This window comes from Bacillota bacterium, assembly GCA_036504675.1.
In the GTDB taxonomy this organism is placed as follows: Bacteria; Bacillota; Sulfobacillia; order JAJYWN01; family JAJZPE01; genus DASXUT01.
The window spans coordinates 1-3814 of sequence record DASXUT010000025.1; the positions used below are offsets into that span (position 1 = coordinate 1).

3 protein-coding genes are annotated in these 3814 nt (G+C 67.1%); 1 reads left to right on the forward strand and 2 read right to left on the reverse strand.

The features are described 5' to 3' along the window. Positions 1-1307 (reverse strand): hypothetical protein (locus VGL40_01895; protein ID HEY3314023.1); only part of this gene is annotated, 1307 nt, incomplete at its 3' end. Positions 1308-1327: 20 nt separating this feature from the next. Then, complete coding sequence (locus tag VGL40_01900) at positions 1328-1915, reverse strand: copper amine oxidase N-terminal domain-containing protein (protein ID HEY3314024.1); 588 nt, start codon at positions 1913-1915, stop codon at positions 1328-1330. A 247-nt stretch (positions 1916-2162) separates the two neighbouring features. Here VGL40_01900 and VGL40_01905 point away from each other — a divergent pair. Next, a partial coding sequence (locus tag VGL40_01905; GenBank protein HEY3314025.1) for a hypothetical protein occupies positions 2163-3814 on the forward strand: 1652 nt, incomplete at its 3' end.

Sequence of the window (3814 nt, forward strand, 5' to 3'; positions counted from 1 at the left end):
TCCATCGAAGGCATGGTCACCCCGGCCGGCGGAGTCCAGTCGGTGGGAGGGATGAACCCGGGGGGCAGGGTGACCCCCGTCGGCAGGGAGACTCCCTCCGGCAATTTGAAGCCAGGAGGCAACTGAACCCCGGTTGGGAGCGACATTCCAGAGGGGATCGAGAAGCCTCTGGGCAGCTCAACCCCAGGCGGCAGGCTCAGGCCCTCGGGGATCTTGAAATCCGGTGGCAGGACGGCGTTCGGGGGCAGGGTCATGCCCGCGGGCAGGGTGAAGCCTGGGGGCATCTGGACCCCCGCCGGCAAGGTAGCCCCCCTGGCCAGGTTGGCCAACGACGGCAGGACGACTCCCTCGGGCAGGGACGTGTTGGCGTCGATGCGGATACCCGGCGGAAGAACCATGCCCACCGGCAGGGTCATCCCCGCCGGGATGGCGATCTCGGCCGGCTTGACCCCCCGGGGCAGGGGGACGCTGGGGACCAGGTCGGGCGGCAGGCTGATGTTGGCCGGCAGCTTGCCTTCTACCTGGCTGGCGGCAGCGGCGATCTGCTGGGCATCGGCCACTCCGGCCATCGTCGTCTCGGCGTTCCGCCGGACTTCGGCCAGGGTCGCCGCCTGCAACTCGAGGATCTTCTGCCGTTCGGCCTCGCCGAGGACCGCCTGGGCGGCGGCCGGCGGCTCGGTCACGACGTCCTGGACCCGCTGCTGGGCCTGAATAACCAGCTTCTGAAGGTCGGCCGGGGGAGCCTCGCCGAGCAGCGGCGCGCTCTGGCGGAGCTCGAACTGGGCCGCCAAGGACACCTCCTGGGCCGACCGGAGGACCCTGGCGTTGGCTTCCAGGGCCGCCGCTTCCGAAGAAGGCAGGGTTCTGACCGCCTCAGCCGCCGCGATCTGGGCCAGGCTGGTCTGCCTGGCGGCATTGGTCACGGCGCCCATGGCCCAATCGGAGACGCCGGAGAGGGCCGCCCGCTCCGCTTCGGTCATGAGCAGCGGCGCCTCGGCGCCGGCCGCCAGCGTCGTCCCGGTCGAGACAGCGATCGTCTCACTTCCAGCGGACGCCGCGTCGGATAGAACCGTCCCGGCAATCACCGACAATTGGGGATTCTCGCCGGCCTCGACGCCGAAGACGGTACCGAAAGCGGTGTAGGTCTGGGTGCCGGACTTGAGCTTAATGCTGGAGCCACTGGTCTGCTTGGCCACCTCAAGCCAAACCGACCCCTTGAAGGCCTCCAGTTCGACCGTCCGAACCCGGGTCTTCTTGTCTTGGATGAGGGACGTGACGTAGAGCTCGGAGTCGGGATCCAGGCGCACGGAGGTCCCATCGCTGAGGGTCAGGACAGCCGTGCTCTTGGAACCGGAGCGGACCCGTTCGCCGGCGACCAGGTACCTTTCGCCAGATCGCCGACAGACTTCCACTCCCAGGCTTGACTGCCGAGTTTGAGGATCTCGACCGTGCCCTCACCATTGGTCACGGTGATGACGCTTCCGGGAGAGGACACCGAGACCGTCTGCGAAGGGCCGTGCCACCCGATCTTCGCCAATAGCGCCTCGCCGATGAAGCGGAGGGGCACCATCGTCCGGCCGCCGACCACCTGCGGTGGGACGTCGAGGGTGGCGGACTCGCCATTCACGTAAGCGGTGGTCGAGTTCAAGGTCACTTTGACGACCCGGTTGTCGAGGGTGATGATGGCGCTCTTGGTCTGGTCATCCCAGCCCACGGTGGCGCCCAAAGCCTCGGACACCTTCCTGACCGGGATCATCGTTCGCCCCGCGATCACCTGCGGCGGAGTGTCGAAGGACACGGCGACGCCGTCGCACAGGACGCGGATTCCAGATGACGCGGCCGCCTGGGCCGGGAGGGCGGCAATGATCAGGGCTCCCAGGACCCAGGGGACCAGCCACCGACGTAGACTCCTCATGGTCATCTCCTTTCCCTAAGCACAGACTCCTGCAAGGGATTCCTCGTCTCATTCGCTTAAGGGCCGGGCATTTCCTGCCGGTAGGGAGCGGGGTTCGGCGTCCGAGGTCCGGGCACCGGGGGCCGGTCTTCCCGGGCAGGAAGGAGGGGGATGCTCCTTTCTTGGCGAAGGTGGGGCGGCGGAGTGGTCGAATCTCTCTTCATTTCGGCAACGCGTGCCGGTCGTCCCGGCAGGGGGTGGCCCGCCAGTGCTAAGCAGGCCGCGGTCAAGCGGTTACCGGACCCTCGTTGTCCTCCTTATCCTGTTGACGATGTCCACCACGCTGGGCGCCGGTCCGGCGGTTTCGGCCGCCGCCATCGACTTTGGCCCGGCCCCGTCCGAACTGTTGACTGTACAATATCTGGACACCTCCCCATATTACGAATGGAGCGGCAGCGATCGTGCCCACCTCCGGGCCGTCTGGGCGGGCGCGCCGGCCAACCCCTTCGATCCGGCGGCGACGGGCGCCTTGGTCGACCTGACCGAGGGCCTATTGGGCGAAGCCGGCCTCCTGCAGACGGCCATTGACCAGCTCCGTTCCAGAGAAGGATACCTGCCCGAGCGGGGCTACGCCCTGTACCGGGCGGAGACCACCGGCAAGCTGATGACCCTCGAGCTGGCCCTGGACGCCCGGATGAAGCTCGTCCGATACCTGGTCGGCGAGGACACCGCCCGCCCGGGGGCGGACTTCTATCCGGCGCCCGACCGCGAGGGGGACTTCCAGTTCGACCTGGCGAGTCGGTCCAACCAGGGGCTGTACCCGGACGCAGGCAGGGTGGCTGAGGCCTTGGACTATCTCCCGGTGGACCCAGCGTCCTTTGATGGCTATGAGGCCTACCTGCTTCCTTATGCCATCTCTGAGGCCGCGGGCTACGGAGGCCTGTGGCACGCATCAATCGGAGCCCATACGGCCGGGACGGGTAACACCGACCAGGACACGACGGCTCACGAGTTCGCCCACCACTTCAGTTCCATGTACCTCAGCGACAGCTATGAGGCTCGAAGAGAGTTGTGGGACGAGTACATTGCGGTTCGAGGTCTGCCGGGCTATGGTAAGGATGGCCTGCCGGCCACGAAAGACTGGAACTTCTCAACCAAGGAGGTTTTCGCCGAGGACTTCCGGGTGCTGGTGGGCGATCCGGTGGCGGCGGCCAAGCCCCCTCAGACGGCCTACGGCGACCCGCGGTCTCTCCCCGGGCTGGCCGACAAGCTGAGGGCCTTTTTCTCGAAGATAGCGACCGCCCACGAGCCGCCGGTCCCCCCGACCGAACTGGCCGTGGGCATCCTGGGCGGAACGACCGTCATCCCCCGGGGGCTGTCCTACTGGGAGCCCGAAACGACCTACGTCGTCACGGATCAGACGGTTCTTCCTTTCATCATTGCCTCCAAGCGGAGCGACGTCAGCTTCTGGCTGAGCAAAGGAGCGGACGAGATTCAGAACGGTTGGAGCCGGCCCCTGACCAACGACCTCTATTTCGGCGAACTGCGGCTCACGGCCGGGCCGGGCCTCTACAAGCTGGTCCTGAACGCCGACAGGGGGGCCGAACTGCAGTACCGGGCGGTGTACATCGTGGCCAGGGGAGGCCCGTTCGCGGAGCCCAGGGCTACAGCGGCGGCCAAGGGGACGCCGGCGCCGGCCGTGGCCATGGGCACACAGCTGGCTTGGGTCTCCGACTCGCGGATCGTCGTCACCGGCGACCTAACCGGATACAAGATTGACTGGGACTACTTGATTGACCCCAACCGCAAGAACTACACCCGGGTGAACCTGCGGGCGGCGGTGCCGACCGGCGGGACGCTCGGCGCCTACGGCCTGAACCTGGAGGGCGGCGACGGGACCTATCGTATCTATTACGAACC